The organism is Pseudomonas sp. MF6751, assembly GCF_016613265.1.
Classification (GTDB): domain Bacteria; phylum Pseudomonadota; class Gammaproteobacteria; order Pseudomonadales; family Pseudomonadaceae; genus Aquipseudomonas; species Aquipseudomonas fluorescens_BV.
Window position 1 is genome coordinate 1 of record NZ_JAENSV010000024.1, and the last position, 16,698, is coordinate 16,698.

General features: G+C 60.4%; 13 protein-coding genes and 1 tRNA gene. 13 read left to right on the forward strand and 1 reads right to left on the reverse strand.

Annotation, left to right across the window (positions count from 1 at the left end; translation table 11 throughout):
- Positions 1–39: 39 nt before the first annotated feature.
- Positions 40–126 (reverse strand) — tRNA-Leu (locus tag JJD66_RS18715).
- Between the two features lie 224 nt (positions 127–350).
- Here JJD66_RS18715 and rnr point away from each other — a divergent pair.
- From rnr to JJD66_RS18780, 13 genes are all read left to right on the forward strand, one after another.
- Positions 351–2,978, forward strand: coding sequence for a ribonuclease R (gene rnr, locus JJD66_RS18720; RefSeq protein WP_105225558.1), 2,628 nt, complete (start codon positions 351–353; stop codon positions 2,976–2,978).
- Positions 2,975–3,736: a 23S rRNA (guanosine(2251)-2'-O)-methyltransferase RlmB gene (rlmB, locus tag JJD66_RS18725; protein WP_003188074.1), complete on the forward strand. Its 762-nt coding sequence runs from the start codon at positions 2,975–2,977 to the stop codon at positions 3,734–3,736. Before rnr ends, rlmB begins: the two co-directional genes overlap by 4 nt.
- A 294-nt stretch (positions 3,737–4,030) precedes the next feature.
- On the forward strand, positions 4,031–4,453 hold the full coding sequence (gene rpsF, locus JJD66_RS18730) for a 30S ribosomal protein S6 (protein WP_003236224.1): 423 nt from the start codon (positions 4,031–4,033) through the stop codon (positions 4,451–4,453).
- 28 nt (positions 4,454–4,481) lie between these two features.
- A complete protein-coding gene (rpsR, locus tag JJD66_RS18735) occupies positions 4,482–4,712 on the forward strand; it encodes a 30S ribosomal protein S18 (protein WP_002551829.1) in 231 nt (76 codons plus the stop codon).
- A 36-nt stretch (positions 4,713–4,748) separates the two neighbouring features.
- On the forward strand, positions 4,749–5,642 hold the full coding sequence (locus JJD66_RS18740; RefSeq protein WP_200648740.1) for a hypothetical protein: 894 nt from the start codon (positions 4,749–4,751) through the stop codon (positions 5,640–5,642).
- An 18-nt stretch (positions 5,643–5,660) separates the two neighbouring features.
- Entirely contained in the window at positions 5,661–6,107 is a 447-nt protein-coding gene (rplI, locus tag JJD66_RS18745; RefSeq protein WP_003171376.1) for a 50S ribosomal protein L9, read from the forward strand.
- A gap of 110 nt (positions 6,108–6,217) precedes the next feature.
- On the forward strand, positions 6,218–7,615 hold the full coding sequence (gene dnaB / locus JJD66_RS18750) for a replicative DNA helicase (RefSeq protein ID WP_003188079.1): 1,398 nt from the start codon (positions 6,218–6,220) through the stop codon (positions 7,613–7,615).
- Positions 7,616–7,799: 184 nt separating this feature from the next.
- Entirely contained in the window at positions 7,800–10,103 is a 2,304-nt protein-coding gene (locus JJD66_RS18755) for a YgiQ family radical SAM protein (protein WP_200648741.1), read from the forward strand.
- A gap of 201 nt (positions 10,104–10,304) precedes the next feature.
- On the forward strand, positions 10,305–11,237 hold the full coding sequence (locus JJD66_RS18760; protein WP_014716676.1) for a hypothetical protein: 933 nt from the start codon (positions 10,305–10,307) through the stop codon (positions 11,235–11,237).
- On the forward strand, positions 11,234–11,683 hold the full coding sequence (locus JJD66_RS18765) for a hypothetical protein (protein WP_200648742.1): 450 nt from the start codon (positions 11,234–11,236) through the stop codon (positions 11,681–11,683). Before JJD66_RS18760 ends, JJD66_RS18765 begins: the two co-directional genes overlap by 4 nt.
- Positions 11,684–11,849: 166 nt before the next feature.
- Positions 11,850–12,770, forward strand: a complete 921-nt coding sequence (locus tag JJD66_RS18770; RefSeq protein ID WP_034125657.1) for a hypothetical protein — start codon at positions 11,850–11,852, stop codon at positions 12,768–12,770.
- The gene (locus JJD66_RS18775) at positions 12,767–13,216 is read left to right on the forward strand and encodes a hypothetical protein (RefSeq protein WP_105225563.1); all 450 of its coding nucleotides are present in this window, start codon (positions 12,767–12,769) and stop codon (positions 13,214–13,216) included. Before JJD66_RS18770 ends, JJD66_RS18775 begins: the two co-directional genes overlap by 4 nt.
- 187 nt (positions 13,217–13,403) lie before the next feature.
- Positions 13,404–16,694, forward strand: coding sequence for a transglutaminase family protein (locus JJD66_RS18780; protein ID WP_200648743.1), 3,291 nt, complete (start codon positions 13,404–13,406; stop codon positions 16,692–16,694).
- The last annotated feature ends 4 nt before the right edge of the window (positions 16,695–16,698 follow it).

Consider the following 16,698-nt stretch of genomic DNA (forward strand, 5'->3'; position numbering starts at 1 on the left):
GAAACGAAAAAACCCGCTTTCGCGGGTTTGATCTGAATTTGGTGCCCAGGAGAAGACTCGAACTTCCACGACCTTGCGATCACCAGCACCTGAAGCTGGCGTGTCTACCAATTTCACCACCTGGGCAGCATCAACAACGTTGCCGTCGTCGATGGCGCGCACTATACGGAGCGATATTTGAGCTGTAAACCCCTGCCATGAAAAAAGCCTGGAAAATTTCGCCAGTGGTCGTGCAAGGTGCGCGCCGGGGGTCGCAAAGGGCTTTTAAACGCTTGTTGATACCTGAAATTTCCCGTTTCAATACGCGTATGCCAAACTAACCCGCATATAGACAAGGTGAAAACTCTCTAATGGCCGATTGGCAGTCCCTCGATCCCGAGGCCGCTCGTGAAGCGGAAAAATATGAAAACCCTATTCCTAGCCGCGAACTGATCCTGGCGCACCTCGCCGATCGTGGTTCGCCTGCTAGCCGTGAGCAACTGGTTGAAGAATTCGGTCTGACCACCGAAGACCAGCTTGAAGCCCTGCGCCGCCGTCTGCGTGCGATGGAGCGCGATGCTCAATTGATCTACACCCGTCGTGGCACTTACGCGCCGGTCGACAAGCTGGACCTGATCCTGGGTCGCATTGCCGGCCACCGTGACGGCTTCGGCTTCCTGATCCCGGACGATGGCAGCGACGACCTGTTCATGAGCCCGGCGCAAATGCGTCTGGTGTTCGATGGCGACCGTGCCCTGGCGCGGGTTTCTGGCCTGGACCGCCGTGGCCGTCGTGAAGGTGTGATCGTCGAAGTGGTGTCCCGTGCCCACGAATCCATCGTCGGTCGTTACTTCGAAGAAGGCGGCATCGGCTTCGTTGTGCCGGATAACCCGAAGGTCCAGCAGGAAGTGCTGATCACCCCGGGCCGTAATGGCGCCGCCAAGGTCGGCCAGTTCGTCGAGGTGAAAATCACCCACTGGCCAACGGCGCGCTTCCAGCCCCAGGGCGATATCGTTGAAGTGGTCGGCAACTACATGGCGCCGGGCATGGAAATCGACGTTGCCTTGCGCACCTACGATATCCCTCATGTCTGGCCTGAGGCCGTGCTCAAAGAAGCCGCCAAGCTCAAGCCGGAAGTCGAAGAGAAAGACAAAGAAAAACGCATCGACCTGCGTCATCTGCCGTTTGTCACCATTGACGGCGAAGATGCCCGCGACTTCGACGATGCGGTCTACTGCGAAGCCAGGCCTGGCAAGCTGCGCCTGTTCTCCGGCGGCTGGAAGTTGTACGTCGCGATTGCCGACGTGTCCAGCTACGTGAAGATCGGTTCGGCCCTGGATAACGAAGCCCAGGTGCGCGGCAACTCCGTGTACTTCCCAGAGCGCGTGATCCCGATGCTGCCCGAGCAGCTGTCCAACGGCCTGTGCTCCCTGAACCCGAAAGTCGACCGTTTGGCCATGGTGTGCGAGATGACCATCTCCAAAACCGGCGAAATGACCGACTACCAGTTCTACGAAGCGGTGATCCACTCCCAGGCACGCCTGACCTACAACAAGGTCAGCACCATCCTGGAAACGCCGAAGACCAGCGAAGCCAAGGCTCTGCGTACCGAATACGCTGGCGTGGTCCCGCACCTCAAGCAGTTGTACTCGCTGTACAAGGTGTTGCTGGGTGCCCGTCATACCCGTGGCGCGATCGATTTCGAAACCCAGGAAACCCGCATTGTCTTCGGCTCCGAGCGCAAGATTGCGGCGATCACCCCGACCACCCGTAACGACGCGCACAAGCTGATCGAGGAGTGCATGCTGGCGGCCAACGTGGCCACTGCCGAGTTCCTCAAGAAGCACGAAATTCCTGCGTTGTACCGTGTGCACGACGGCCCGCCGCCGGAGCGCCTGGAAAAACTTCGCGCCTTCCTCGGCGAACTCGGCCTGTCCCTGCACAAAGGCAAGGACGGTCCGACGCCGAAGGATTACCAGGCCCTGCTGGCCAGCATCAAGGACCGTCCGGATTACCACGTGATCCAGACCGTGATGCTGCGCTCGCTGAGCCAGGCGGTGTACAGCGCCGATAACCAGGGCCACTTCGGCCTGAATTACGAGGCGTACACCCACTTCACTTCGCCAATTCGCCGTTACCCGGACTTGCTCACGCACCGTGCGATCCGCAGCGTGATCCATTCCAAGCAGAACACCCCGCACGTCAAGCGCGCCGGTGCCATGACCATTCCGAAAGCACGGATCTACCCGTACGACGAAGCGGCCCTGGAACAACTGGGCGAGCAGTGCTCCATGAGCGAACGCCGCGCCGACGAAGCCACCCGCGACGTGGTGAACTGGCTCAAGTGCGAGTTCATGAAGGATCGCGTGGGCGAGTCGTTCCCGGGTGTGATCACCGCCGTGACCGGCTTTGGCCTGTTCGTCGAGCTGACCGACATCTACGTCGAGGGCCTGGTGCACGTCACCGCCTTGCCGGGTGATTACTACCACTTCGATCCTGTGCATCACCGCCTGGCGGGCGAGCGCACCGGTCGCAGCTTCCGCTTGGGCGATACCGTTGAAGTGCAGGTCATGCGTGTCGATCTCGACGAGCGCAAGATCGACTTCGGCATGCCTGACAAGCCGGCTGAGCCTGCGGGTCGTAAAAAGCGTGGTGAAACCACAGCGCCTGCGTCCAAAGGCAAAGCGGCCACCGCAAAAACCACGGCCGAGCCTGCACCTGCCAAGGCTGGTCGTCGTTCTTCCGCCAAGGACAAGGCCCCTGAAGCCTACCGCCCAAGCGACGCGGCGGCAAAAAACGCCGAGCTGCGCAAGAGCCGCGAGTTGAAGCAGCAGTTGCTCAACGAAGCCAAAAGCGGTGGTAAAGCGGCGTCTGGGGGAAAGTCCCACGGGGCGGAAAAGCCGTCGAGCAAGCCAAGTAAACACCGTAAAGGCCCGCCAAAAGCGGGTTCGGCTCCCGCAAAAAGCGGCGGGTCGCGCAAACCTAAGGCCAAGTCATGAGTCTGGAAAAAATCTACGGCGTGCACGCCGTAGAAGCACTGCTGCGTCACCATCCCAAGCGCGTCAAGCAGGTGTGGTTGGCCGAAGGTCGCAGCGAGCCGCGCGTACAGGCGCTGGTCGAGTTGGCTACGCAGAATAAGGTTGCCATCGGCCAGGCCGAGCGTCGTGAAATGGACGTGTGGGTCGAAGGCGTTCACCAAGGCGTGGTGGCTGACGTCAGCCCGAGCCAGGTGTGGGGCGAGGCGATGCTCGACGAGCTGCTAGACCGTACCGAAGGTGCACCGTTGCTCTTGGTGCTGGACGGCGTGACCGACCCGCACAACCTCGGCGCCTGCCTGCGTTCGGCGGATGCTGCCGGTGCGCTGGCAGTGATCGTGCCCAAGGACAAGTCCGCGACCCTGACGCCGGTGGTGCGTAAGGTCGCCTGCGGTGCGGCGGAAGTGATTCCGCTGGTGGCCGTGACCAACCTTGCGCGTACCCTGGAGAAGCTCCAGCAGCGCGGCCTGTGGGTAGTGGGTACGGCAGGGGAGGCTGAGGTCAGCATTTATGACCAGGACCTTACCGGCCCTACCATCCTGATCATGGGCGCCGAAGGCAAAGGCATGCGCCGCCTGACCCGTGAGCATTGCGATTACCTGGTGCACCTGCCGATGGCCGGTAGTGTCAGCAGCCTCAATGTGTCGGTGGCGACGGGTGTTTGCCTGTTTGAAGCCCAGCGTCAGCGTGGTGCGAAAGCCAAGGCCAAACCCAAGAAGTGATCAAAATGTGGGAGCGGGCTTGCCCGCGATGACGGAGTGTCAGGTGGCAGAGATGTTGCCGGTGCCAGGGTCATCGCAGGCAAGCCAGCTCCCACATTGGTTTTGTGGTGTTTATTCAGGATTGTTCAAATAATCACCAATTGCCTTGCGCCGCTTCTCCCCCTTCTCTACAATTGCGCCCCTTGCCTTCCTGGCAGGCACCGATGTGCCTCCCCTGCGGCAAGATCCATAAGTGTCATTCACTCCTTGTCTGACCGTTTTTGAGCGGCAGGCTACAACCCGTAAGGAGCATTCATGCGTCATTACGAAATCATCTTTTTGGTCCACCCGGATCAAAGCGAGCAAGTCGGCGGCATGGTTGAGCGTTACACCAAGCTGATCGAAGAAGACGGCGGCAAAATCCACCGTCTGGAAGATTGGGGCCGTCGTCAACTGGCCTACGCAATCAACAATGTTCACAAGGCTCACTACGTGATGCTGAACGTTGAGTGCACTGGCAAGGCCCTGGCCGAGCTGGAAGACAACTTCCGCTACAACGATGCTGTGATCCGTAACCTGGTCATCCGTCGCGAAGAAGCCGTTACTGGCCAATCCGAGATGCTCAAGGCTGAAGAAAACCGCAGTGAGCGCCGTGAGCGTCGCGACCGTCCTGAGCACGAAGGCGCTGATAGCGCTGATAGTGATGACAGCGACAACAGCGATAACGCTGACGAGTAATCCACGGACCTTTTAAGGAGCCTATCAAATGGCACGTTTCTTCCGTCGTCGTAAATTCTGCCGCTTCACCGCTGAAGACGTGAAAGAGATCGATTACAAAGATCTCAACACTCTGAAAGCCTACGTATCCGAGACCGGCAAAATCGTTCCAAGCCGTATCACCGGTACCAAAGCACGTTATCAGCGTCAGCTGGCCACCGCTATCAAGCGCGCCCGCTTCCTGGCCCTGCTGGCCTACACCGACAGCCACGGCCGCTGAGACCGGGCAGTCGACAAGTAGTAAGGGATTGAATGCATGCGCGCCTTAGCTGAGTTCATCATGCGCGGTCGCGTGCAGGCCACTCTGGTAGTGGCTGGATGTGCGGCATTGCCGTTGCTCTATTGGTTGGGTGCTGCCGCAGGTTGCCTTGTGCTACTGCGGCGCGGTTTGAAGGACGCCCTTGGCGTTCTTGCCCTGGGTTTGTTGCCGGCCTTGATCTGGTGGCTGCAAATGGGTGATCCGCGGGTACTTCTGGTACTGCTGGGGTCATCGAGCCTTGCGTTGGTTTTGCGCGCAAGTGAGTCCTGGGTCCGTACGCTGCTGGTCAGCGTGGCATTGGGGTTGGTGTACTCAGTGATGCTTGGCGCGGCTTTCCGCCCGCAGATCGAGGCGCTGGCGCAGGAGATCGTCAAGATCCTGCCGTTGGCCCTCGGGGATCTCTACCAGCGTTTGTCGGTAGATGAGCGAGCGCGGTTTGCGTCACTGATTGCCCCGGTCCTGACCGGCCTGATTGCGGCTTTGTTGCAGGTCGTCAGCGTGCTGAGCCTGATTCTTGGGCGTTATTGGCAGGCGTTGTTGTACAACCCGGGTGGTTTTGGTCGCGAGTTTCGCAGTATCAGAATCCCAGCGGGGCCGGCGATGTTGCTGCTGGCGTGCATGGTTGTCGGGCCGAACTTCGGCCCACAGATGGCCTTGCTGGCGCCGATTTGCAGCGTACCGCTGGTGTTTGCCGGGCTGGCCCTGATTCATGGGCTTGCCGCGCAAAAGCGACTGGCCAGGTTTTGGCTGGTGGGGTTGTACGTCACGCTGTTGCTGTTCATGCAGCTGATCTATCCGTTACTCGTGGTCTTGGCCATTGTTGACAGCCTGATTGATTTTCGCGGTCGTCTGGCGTCGAAAGACGCCGATAACGCGAACGGTGAAGGTTAAAAGTTAGAGGATTTTCACATGCAACTGATCCTTCTGGAAAAAGTCGCCAACCTGGGCAACCTGGGCGACAAAGTGAACGTTAAGGCCGGCTACGGTCGTAACTACCTGCTGCCATACGGCAAAGCCACCGCTGCAACCGCTGCCAACCTGGCTGCGTTTGAAGAGCGTCGTGCTGAGCTGGAAAAAGCCGCAGCAGACAAAAAAGCGTCGGCCGAAACTCGCGCTGCCCAACTGGCTGAGCTGGAAGTGACTATCACTGCCACCGCTGGTGACGAAGGCAAGCTGTTCGGTTCGATCGGCACCCACGACATCGCTGATGCACTGACCGCCTCCGGCGTTGAAGTGCAGAAGAGCGAAGTTCGTCTGCCGAACGGCACCATCCGCAACGTAGGCGAATTCGACGTAGCCGTGCACCTGCACGCCGAAGTTGAAGCCACCGTACGCGTTGTCGTGGTAGCAGCTTAAGTCGCACCTAACTGACTGGCACCTCGCGTGCCAGCCGGTTAACATCGGGCACGATCCTGTTTACAGGTCGTGCCTTTTGTTTTTCTACACACCCCAAATTCCAAGTGGCCATGAACGAAATCTCCGCTCCTGAGCAATACGATCTGCAAACCGCTGCCCTGAAGGTGCCGCCGCATTCCATCGAGGCCGAACAGGCCGTGCTCGGTGGCTTGATGCTGGACAACAACGCCTGGGAACGCGTGCTGGATCAAGTCTCGGACGGTGACTTCTATCGTCATGACCACCGCCTGATCTTCCGCGCCATCGCCAAGCTGGCCGACCAGAACTCACCGATCGACGTGGTAACCCTGGCCGAGCAGTTGGACAAGGAAGGCCAGACCTCCCAAGTGGGTGGCCTGGGCTACCTCGGTGAGCTGGCAAAAAACACGCCGTCCGTCGCCAACATCAAGGCCTATGCCCAGATCGTCCGCGAGCGCGCCACGTTGCGCCAGTTGATCGGCATCAGCACCGAAATCGCCGACAGCGCCTTCAACCCCGAAGGCCGCACCGCTGCCGAGATCCTTGACGAAGCCGAGCGCCAGATCTTCCAGATCGCCGAGGCCCGCCCGAAAACCGGCGGCCCGGTCAGCGTCAACGACCTGCTGACCAAAGCCATCGACCGCATCGACACCCTGTTCAACACCGATGCCGCGATTACCGGTATTTCCACCGGTTACACCGACCTCGACGAAAAGACCAGCGGCCTGCAGCCGTCCGACTTGATCATCGTCGCCGGTCGTCCGTCCATGGGTAAGACCACCTTCGCGATGAACCTGGTGGAAAACGCCGTGTTACGCAGCGACAAGGCGGTGCTGGTGTACTCCCTCGAGATGCCAGGCGAATCGTTGATCATGCGTATGCTCTCGTCGCTGGGGCGTATCGACCAGACCAAGGTGCGTTCCGGCCAGCTTGAAGACGACGACTGGCCGCGCCTGACCTCGGCGGTCAACCTGCTCAACGACCGCAAGCTGTTCATCGATGACACCGCCGGTATCAGCCCGTCCGAAATGCGCGCGCGTACCCGGCGCCTGGTGCGCGAGCATGGCGATATCGCCCTGATCATGATCGACTACCTGCAGTTGATGCAGATCCCCGGTTCCAGTGGCGACAACCGTACCAACGAGATTTCTGAAATCTCTCGTTCCTTGAAGGCGCTGGCCAAGGAATTCAACTGCCCGGTGGTGGCGTTGTCCCAGCTCAACCGTTCCCTGGAACAACGTCCCAACAAGCGTCCGGTGAACTCCGACTTGCGGGAATCCGGAGCGATCGAGCAGGACGCCGACGTGATCATGTTCGTGTACCGCGACGAGGTGTACCACCCCGAGACGGAACACAAGGGCATTGCCGAAATCATCATCGGCAAACAGCGGAACGGCCCGATCGGGTTTATCCGGTTGGCGTTCATCGGCAAGTACACGCGTTTCGAGAACCTGGCGCCGGGTAGCTACAACTTCGACGACGACGAGTAGTTTCAAGCGCCTGTAAGGGCCTCATCGCAGGCAAGCCAGCTCCCACATTTGGAATGCATTCCCCTGTGGGAGCTGGCTTGCCTGCGATGGGGCCACCACAATTCCGACTACTACCGTCGGAATTGGTCAAAATTTGTGCTATATTCCGCGCCCGCGATTTTTCATCTTCACACCGGTCACCGTCATGCAAACAGCCAAGCCGTTATTTGACTATCCCAAGTACTGGGCCGAATGTTTCGGTCCTGCGCCATTCCTGCCGATGAGCAGGGAGGAGATGGATCAGCTTGGCTGGGATTCGTGCGACATCATCATCGTCACCGGTGATGCCTATGTTGACCACCCATCGTTCGGCATGGCGATCATCGGCCGGCTGCTGGAGTCCCAGGGCTTTCGCGTCGGGATCATCGCGCAACCGAACTGGCAGTCCAAAGACGACTTCATGAAGCTCGGCGAGCCGAACCTGTTCTTCGGCGTCGCGGCCGGCAACATGGACTCGATGATCAACCGCTACACCGCCGACAAGAAAATCCGCTCCGACGACGCCTATACCCCTGGCGGCATGGCCGGCAAACGTCCCGACCGTGCGAGCCTGGTGTACAGCCAGCGTTGCAAGGAAGCCTACAAGAACGTGCCGATCGTACTCGGCGGTATCGAAGCTTCCCTGCGTCGGATTGCTCACTACGACTACTGGCAGGACCGTGTGCGCAACTCGATCCTGATCGACGCCACTGCCGACATCCTGCTGTACGGCAACGCCGAGCGGGCCATCGTCGAAGTTGCCCAGCGCTTGTCGTGGGGCCACAAGATCGAAGACATCACCGATGTGCGCGGTACCGCGTTCATCCGCCGTGATACGCCGGTCGGTTGGTACGAAGTGGATTCCACGCGCATCGACCGTCCGGGCAAGATCGACAAGATCATCAACCCGTACGTCAACACCCAGGACACCCAGGCCTGCGCCATCGAGCAGGAAAAGGGGCCGGTGGATGATCCGGAAGAAGCCAAGGTTGTGCAGATCCTGGCCAGCCCGCGCATGACCCGTGACAAGACCGTGATTCGCCTGCCATCGGTGGAAAAAGTCCGCGGCGACGCGGTGCTCTATGCCCACGCCAACCGCGTGTTGCACCTGGAAACCAACCCAGGCAACGCCCGCGCCCTGGTGCAGAAGCACGGTGAAGTGGACGTATGGTTCAACCCGCCGCCCATTCCCATGACTACCGAAGAAATGGACTACGTGTTCGGCATGCCGTACGCCCGCGTACCGCACCCGGCGTATGGCAAGGAGAAGATCCCGGCCTACGACATGATCCGTTTCTCGGTGAATATCATGCGTGGCTGCTTCGGCGGCTGCACCTTCTGCTCGATCACCGAGCACGAAGGCCGCATCATCCAGAACCGTTCCGAAGAGTCGATCATTCGCGAGATCGAAGAGATCCGCGACAAAGTGCCGGGTTTCACCGGCGTGATCTCCGACCTCGGCGGCCCGACGGCGAACATGTACCGCATCGCCTGCAAAAGCCCGGAAATCGAATCCGCGTGCCGCAAACCGTCGTGCGTGTTCCCTGGCATCTGCCCGAACCTGAACACCGATCACTCGTCGTTGATCCAGCTGTACCGCAGCGCCCGTGCGTTGCCGGGTGTGAAGAAGATCCTGATCGCTTCCGGCCTGCGCTACGACCTGGCCGTCGAGTCGCCGGAATACGTCAAAGAGCTGGTCACCCACCACGTCGGTGGTTACCTCAAGATCGCCCCGGAACACACCGAGGAAGGTCCGCTCAACCAGATGATGAAGCCGGGCATTGGCAGCTATGACAAGTTCAAGCGCATGTTCGAGAAGTACACCAAGGAAGCGGGCAAGGAGCAGTACCTGATCCCGTACTTCATCGCCGCCCACCCGGGCACCACCGATGAAGACATGATGAACCTGGCCCTGTGGCTCAAGGGCAATGGCTTCCGTGCCGACCAGGTGCAGGCGTTCTACCCGTCGCCGATGGCCACCGCCACTGCGATGTATCACTCGGGCAAGAACCCGCTGCGCAAGGTCACCTACAAGAGTGACGCGGTGACCATCGTCAAGAGCGAGGAGCAGCGCCGCCTGCACAAGGCGTTCCTGCGGTACCACGACCCGAAGGGCTGGCCGATGCTGCGTGAAGCATTGACCCGCATGGGCCGTGCCGACCTGATCGGGTCGGGCAAGGACCAGTTGATCCCGCTGCACCAGCCGTCCACCGACAGCTACCAGAGCGCCCGGCGCAAGAACTCGACGCCGGCCGGCAGCCATAAGGTCGCCAAGGAAACCACCACCAGGATCCTCACCCAGCACACCGGCCTGCCACCCCGTGGCAGCGACGGCAGCAACCCGTGGGACAAGCGCGAGCAAGCCAAGGCTGCGGCCCAGGCGCGCAATAAGCAGGCGGCCAAAGAGCGCAGCGATGCGGCCAAGGGCAAGGGCAGCAAGCCTACGCGCAAGCCGGTGGTGCCGCGTTGATCGACGCCTGAAATGCAAAACGCCAGCCTCGTGCTGGCGTTTTGCTTTCTGGTCGCTGGTGAGTCTGTTTGGTAAGGTGGCGCCCATTAGATTGCTATCGCAGGCAAGCCAGCTCCCACAGGGGAATGTATTCAAGTGCGGAAGCTGGCTTGCCTGCGATGAGGCCGGTCTGGGCACTCTCGATTTCAAGGAAGAACACTTATGGGCAACCCCTTGCTCAACATCGGCATGGACTCCAACCGCTCCCAATTCATGGCGCGCCAGCGCATTGAGAGCCAGATCAACCTGCCGCGGCTGTTCGCCGTCATTGACGCCGACCCCAGCATCGTCGGCGCTGGCGTGGTGTACATCGACGCCGACTTCAACGTGATCACCCTGCGCGAATTCAAGCCCATCTGCAGCATCAAACCCAAGCGCGTCATTTTGCGCGAGGCGCAGAAGTACATCTCGCCGGCGCAGTTTGTCGAGCAGGTGAAGACCGACCCCCGTGAAGGGCGCCTCCAGAAGGAGGCCTTTGACATGGGGCTTTCCTGTGGGGCGGCGGTGATCGGCTGGATCGTGGTGTTCAGTGGCAGCGTCGCCGTACCGTTCACCGCCGGTGCCAGTGCTTTTGTGGTGGGTATCGGTGTCACGGCGGCGCTGGCCAGCAGCGCTCAGTGCGGGTTTGGCGTGGCCCGGACCTATAACGAGATCCTTGACCCAGATGCCAACGACCGCATGGACGACGCCCAGTGGTATGGCGCGGTGTCACCGATTCTCGATGCCGCGTCATTGGTAGGGATCGGAACGGGAGCCTTCACCACGTTAAGGCTGCTCAAGGCCAAAAAAGCCGCTGCGTTGGGCAAGAGCTGGTATGAATTGCTCAAGGGCTTGAATCGCCAGGAGCGCAAGAAGTTGACCCAGGAATTGCTCAGTCTCAAAGACCCGAGCCTGACCCCCAAGTTGCTCAAGTTGCAGCAGCGCGCCGGCACGTTGCCCAAGCGCTACAGCTCCACGGAAATTCGTCATGCCACGCTCACACAGCTCAAGGACGCCTTGGGCGGCATGTTGGGTATCTGGGGCAGCTATCGAACCGGCCACGTCGGCTCGGCTTCGACGCTTGCCATTGGCCTGTATGAGGAATTGACGGAATGAAGGGGTTTCCCGATAGGCGCAGTTTCCTTGCGCGTTATTTTCCGGTGTTCATGGGCACCATCTTCATGGCGATTTTCTCTGGTTCGGTGGCTGTGTCCACGGCGGGCGTAACCTATTTGCGCGGGGTTGAACCGGCGCTCAAGGCCAACTACTCCGGGGCGGCAATCCTGATGCTGGTAGCGGTGCTGGTGTTTGGCAATGTGATGATTGCACGCGGATTCCCCTGGGCGACCCGGCTGGTGGCGAGCTACTTGGTGTGCTGCCTGCTGTTCGTGTTGCCGATGATTCAATACGGCCTCAATACCCTGGTGTACGGCTCGGCGGTGCTGTTTCCGCTGCTGGGTTTGCTGCTGCTCAACAGCAAGCGCCATCGTGAAATGCGCCAGCGGCTGCTCGAAATCCGCCATCTGCGCCAAGCGGCTATTGCGCAACGCAAAGCCCGTTGATTCTGTAGATTTATTGGCGGTGGGTGGCCTGTTTGTTAGGGTGGCGCCCATTAGATTGCTATCGCAGGCAAGCCAGCACCCACAGGGGAATGCATTTCAAGTGTGGGAGCTGGCTTGCCTGCGATGAGGCCGGTCGCGGCACTCTCAATTTCAAGGAAGAACACTTATGGGCAGTTCCTTGTTCAACATCGGCATGGATTCCAACCGCTCTCAATTTATGGCGCGCCAGCGTATCGAGAGCCTGATCAACCTGCCACGGCTGTTCGCCGCCATCGATGCCGACCCCGCCATTGTCGGTGCAGGTGTTGTGTATATCGATGCCGATTTCAACGTTGTCACCCTGCGCGAATTTCAGCCCATCTGCAGCATCGCACCCAAGCGTTTGATCCTGCGTGAGGCGCAGAAGTACATCGCGCCAACGCAATTCGCTCAGCAGGTGCAAGACAATCCGCGTGAGTCCCGATTGGTGGGCGAAGCGGTCAATACCACGCTATCGTGTGCCGGCGCGGTCATCGGTTGGATCGTGGTGCTCAGTGGTTCCGTCGCAGTTCCGTTTTCGGCGGGGGCCAGTTCGGTGGTCGTGGCGCTCGGCTATACGGCCGCGGCAGCCAGTTCTGTGCAGTGCTTTGCCAGCGGCTATCGCACCGTCAATGAGATCCGCAACCCCGCGCGCAATGATCAGCTCGACAGTGAGGAGTGGTACCAATACACCATGATTGCCCTGGATGCGGCGTCGTTGGTTGGGGTGGGTTCATCGGCATTGGCAACGGTCAAGCTGGTGCGGCTGAATAAGGCCTCTACCGGGAAAAGTGTGAGAGAGGTGCTCAGGGGCCTGAATCGACAGGAGCGCGCCAAGTTGACCAAAGAGCTGCTGAGCATCAACGACCCACGCTTGACGTCCAAGATGATCAAGTTAAAGCAGTTGTCGGGCGAGTTGCCTAAGCGGTTCACGCCCACCGAGGTCAAGCATGCAACGGTCACGCAGATCAAGGACGCGTTGGGCGCAGCCATCGGTTTTACCGGTAGTGCGGTGTCAGGGAACGTACGCACAATTGCCATAGGTCTGTATGAGGAGGCCGAACAATGAACGAGCTGCCTAGCATTCGCAGTTTTCTGTCGACGTATTTCCCCGTCTTTATGGGGGCGATATTCGTCTGCATTTTCACCCTCGTGTTTGCGGTTCCGGTGTTCTTCGATAGCTATATGCCAAGCCTGTCCATGGCAGATAATGCCAAATACTCCTTCCTGGCGGGTATCGCACTCACGCTAGTCATTGTGCACTGCAATTTCATGATCGCACGCGGGCGTCCCCAATGGATGTGGCCGCTAGTGTTGCTGCTGGGGGTATGCTTTCTGGGTGTATTGCCAACACTCAATGATCAACCGAACGGGGTGGTATATGCCTTGAGCCTGGTGTTTCCATTAATTGGGTTATTGCTGTTCAACAGCAAACGCCACCGTGAAATGCGCCAGAAACTGGTCGAAGTCCGCTGCCTGCGCCAGGCCATGATTGCCCAACACAAACACCATTGATTGGGTAGATTCACCACCTGCCCTCAGCCCGGCGCTACAAATGTGTGCAGCGCCTGCACCATAGCCACAACGTTGGCGCCGTTTTGGTGCTGTACTGCACCGGGCCTGACGTTTTAGTGCAATGACTGCTGCTGTGGCATAAGTCTTGCGCGCGTTGTGCTTATGCCCTGGCTCGCAGGAGGCCGCCGTGTCGATTCATGTCGCGTTGCACCACGTTACGCATTACCGCTACGACCGTGCTGTTGAACTCGGCCCACAGATCGTTCGGCTACGCCCGGCGGCCCATAGCCGTACGCGGATTTTGTCCTACGCGCTGAAAGTGCTGCCGGAGCAGCATTTCATCAACTGGCAGCAAGACCCCCAGGGCAATTATCTGGCGCGCCTGGTGTTCCCGGAAAAGACTGACGAGTTGCGCATTGAAGTCGACCTGGTCGCCGAGATGGCGGTGTTCAACCCGTTCGATTTTTTCCTCGAACCCTACGCCGAAAATATCCCGTTCAGCTACGCCGCTGATGAGCAGCGCGAGCTGGCGCCGTACCTGGAAACCTTGCCGCTGACGCCAAGGCTTGCCGCCTACCTGGCCGGTATCGACCGCACGCCGCTGCCTGCTGTGGATTTCCTGGTCGGCCTCAACCAGCGCCTGGCCGCCGATATCGGTTACCTGATTCGCATGGAGCCGGGTGTGCAAACCCCGGAATTTACCCTGGAAAACGCGTCCGGCTCCTGCCGCGACTCGGCCTGGTTGTTGGTGCAATTGCTGCGCAACCTCGGGTTGGCGGCGCGATTTGTCTCTGGTTATCTGATTCAACTGACCGCCGACGTCAAAGCCCTCGACGGCCCGTCCGGTACCGAGGTGGACTTCACTGACCTGCACGCCTGGTGCGAAGTGTATCTTCCCGGCGCTGGCTGGATTGGCCTGGATGCCACGTCCGGGTTGTTCGCCGGTGAAGGGCATATCCCCTTGGCCTGCAGCCCCGATCCATCGTCTGCCGCGCCCATCAGTGGGTTGGTTGAGCCGTGCGAATGCGAGTTCACCCATGAGATGTCGGTGGAGCGCATCTGGGAAGCGCCACGGGTGACCAAGCCCTACACCGAAGAACAATGGTTGGCGATCCAGGCCCTTGGTCGGCAGATCGACGGCGACCTGCTCAAGGACGACGTACGCCTGACCATGGGCGGCGAGCCGACCTTCGTCTCTATTGACGACCCAGACGGCGCCGAATGGAACACCGCAGCCCTGGGCCCGGACAAGCGTCGCCTGTCGGCCGAGCTGTTCCAGCGCCTGCGCCAGCACTATGCGCCCAAGGGTCTGGTGCATTTCGGCCAAGGCAAGTGGTACCCCGGCGAGCAACTGCCGCGCTGGTCGCTCAATTGCTACTGGCGCCGCGACGGCGTGCCGATCTGGCGCAACAGCGCACTGATCGCCGATGAGCAAGAAGACTACGGCGCCGATGGGGTGATGGCCGGGCGTTTCCTGGCCAGCGTCGCCGAGCGCCTGAAACTGCCGGCGCGCTTTGTGTTCCCGGCGTTCGAAGACAATTTCTACTACCTGTGGCGCGAAGGTGCGCTGCCCCAGAACGTCACTGCCCAAGACCCGCGCCTGAGCGACGACCTGGAGCGTGAACGCCTGCGTAAAGTCTTCAGCCAGGGCCTGGATAAAGTCATCGGCCAGGTGCTGCCGCTGGCACGGACTGCTGCCAATGACCGCTGGCAGAGTGGGCGTTGGTACCTGCGTGATAACCATTGCCGGCTGGTGCCGGGTGATTCGCCGCTGGGTTACCGGCTGCCCTTGGCTTCCCAGCCCTGGGTGACGGCGGCTGAGTATCCGTTCATACACCCCACCGACCCGAACCAGGACCAGCCCGAGCTTCCCACGGCGGCGCAATTGCGCAGCCATGGCGAGCCGGCCCCGGACGACGAGCGTGTGCCCAAGGTCGACGAGTCCGCCGACTGGCTGACCCGTACCGCGCTGTGCGCCGAAGCACGGGAAGGTCGCCTGTACCTGTTTATGCCGCCGCTGGAGCGCGTCGAGGATTACCTGGAGCTGGTGACTGCCATTGAGGCCACCGCCGAAGAGCTGCATTGCCCGGTACTGCTGGAGGGCTACGAGCCGCCAGTGGATACGCGCCTGAGCAATTTCCGGGTCACGCCAGACCCCGGTGTCATCGAGGTCAACGTACAGCCGTCTGCCACCTGGGACGAGTTGGTAGAACGCACCGAATTCCTCTACGAAGAGGCCCGGCAAACCCGCCTGACCACCGAGAAGTTCATGATCGATGGGCGCCATACCGGCACCGGTGGCGGTAACCACTTCGTACTGGGCGGTGCGACGCCCAAGGATTCGCCCTTCCTGCGCCGACCGGACCTGCTGCGCAGCCTGATCAGCTACTGGCATAACCACCCGTCGTTGTCCTATTTGTTCTCCGGCCTGTTTATCGGCCCCACCTCCCAGGCACCCCGGGTGGATGAGGCGCGCAACGATGCGCTGTATGAACTGGAAATCGCCTTCGCGCAGATGCCTGCACCGGGCGAGGAGTGCCCGCCGTGGTTAGTGGATCGCCTGTTGCGCAACCTGCTGATCGACGTGACGGGTAATACCCATCGCGCCGAATTCTGTATCGACAAACTTTACTCACCCGACGGCGCCACTGGCCGCCTGGGGCTGCTGGAACTGCGCGCCTTTGAAATGCCCCCCCATGCGCGCATGAGCCTGACCCAGCAGTTGTTGCTGCGGGCGCTGGTCGCGCGGTTCTGGCGCGAGCCCTATGCGCCGCCGAAGCTGGCGCGCTGGGGCACTGAACTGCATGACCGTTTCCTGTTGCCGCACTTTATCGAGCAGGACTTTGCCGACGTGATCGTCGAGCTGAACGCGGCCGGCTACCCGCTGCGTGCCGAATGGTTCGCGGCGCATCTGGAGTTTCGTTTCCCCAAGGTGGGCGACTACGCCGTCAGCGGTATCGAACTGGAACTGCGCCAGGCCTTGGAGCCTTGGCATGTGCTGGGCGAGGAGGGCGCAGTGGGTGGCACGGTGCGGTATGTGGATTCGTCCCTGGAGCGCCTGCAAGTGAAGTTGAGCGGGTTGCCACCGCAACGCTACCTGCTGACCTGCAATGGCGTGCCGGTGCCGCTGCAACCAACCGGCCGCGTCGGCGAGTTCGTGGCGGGCGTGCGTTACCGCGCCTGGCAACCGGCTAACTGCCTGCAACCGACCATCCCCGTGCATGCGCCGCTGGTATTTGACCTGCTCGACACCTGGATGCAGCGTTCGTTGGGTGGCTGCCAATACCATGTGGCGCACCCGGGCGGGCGCAATTACGACAGCCTGCCGGTGAATGCCAATGAGGCGGAGAGCCGGCGCATGGCGCGGTTTTTCCGCTTGGGGCACAGCCCGGGCAAGCTGCCGGTGCCGACTGTAACGGTAAACGATGAGTTGCCAATGACCCTGGATTTGCGGCGTTTCACAAAAAATAAGGAATGAACAT

Coding starts and splice junctions, on each gene's coding strand:
- rnr (WP_105225558.1), top strand. CDS start 351: ATGGCCGATTGGCAGTCCCTCGATCCCGAGGCCGCTCGTGAAGCGGAA.
- rlmB (WP_003188074.1), top strand. CDS start 2,975: ATGAGTCTGGAAAAAATCTACGGCGTGCACGCCGTAGAAGCACTGCTG.
- rpsF (WP_003236224.1), top strand. CDS start 4,031: ATGCGTCATTACGAAATCATCTTTTTGGTCCACCCGGATCAAAGCGAG.
- rpsR (WP_002551829.1), top strand. CDS start 4,482: ATGGCACGTTTCTTCCGTCGTCGTAAATTCTGCCGCTTCACCGCTGAA.
- JJD66_RS18740 (WP_200648740.1), top strand. CDS start 4,749: ATGCGCGCCTTAGCTGAGTTCATCATGCGCGGTCGCGTGCAGGCCACT.
- rplI (WP_003171376.1), top strand. CDS start 5,661: ATGCAACTGATCCTTCTGGAAAAAGTCGCCAACCTGGGCAACCTGGGC.
- dnaB (WP_003188079.1), top strand. CDS start 6,218: ATGAACGAAATCTCCGCTCCTGAGCAATACGATCTGCAAACCGCTGCC.
- JJD66_RS18755 (WP_200648741.1), top strand. CDS start 7,800: ATGCAAACAGCCAAGCCGTTATTTGACTATCCCAAGTACTGGGCCGAA.
- JJD66_RS18760 (WP_014716676.1), top strand. CDS start 10,305: ATGGGCAACCCCTTGCTCAACATCGGCATGGACTCCAACCGCTCCCAA.
- JJD66_RS18765 (WP_200648742.1), top strand. CDS start 11,234: ATGAAGGGGTTTCCCGATAGGCGCAGTTTCCTTGCGCGTTATTTTCCG.
- JJD66_RS18770 (WP_034125657.1), top strand. CDS start 11,850: ATGGGCAGTTCCTTGTTCAACATCGGCATGGATTCCAACCGCTCTCAA.
- JJD66_RS18775 (WP_105225563.1), top strand. CDS start 12,767: ATGAACGAGCTGCCTAGCATTCGCAGTTTTCTGTCGACGTATTTCCCC.